At 46.9% G+C, this 320-nt stretch carries 1 protein-coding gene; it reads right to left on the reverse strand.

Annotation, left to right across the window (positions count from 1 at the left end):
- Nucleotides 1-320: transposase (locus tag AAEY80_RS14400; RefSeq protein ID WP_350588543.1), on the reverse strand; the 320-nt coding region annotated here is incomplete at both ends.

Genomic DNA, 320 nt, shown 5'->3' on the forward strand with positions numbered 1-320 from the left:
TCCGTCCATGGTACAAACTTCATGGAGTAACGCACCATATGCACGATACACAGCTGAACCTGAGCGTTGGGATAAACCGTATTGATGGCATCAGGGAAGCCCTTTAAGCCGTCGACACAAGCGATTAAGATGTCTTGCACCCCGCGGTTTTGTAGTTCAGTGAGAACACCCAGCCAGAACTTAGCGCCTTCATTCTCTGATAACCACATACCAAGCAGCTCTTTTTTACCGTTAAGGTTAACGCCTAGCGCTAAGTAAATGGCTTTGTTGATGATCTGCTTGTCTTGACGTATCTTCACGACGATGCAGTCCAAATAGAC

Source organism: Psychrobacter sp. 78a-MNA-CIBAN-0178, from assembly GCF_040309625.1.
Classification (GTDB): domain Bacteria; phylum Pseudomonadota; class Gammaproteobacteria; order Pseudomonadales; family Moraxellaceae; genus Psychrobacter; species Psychrobacter okhotskensis.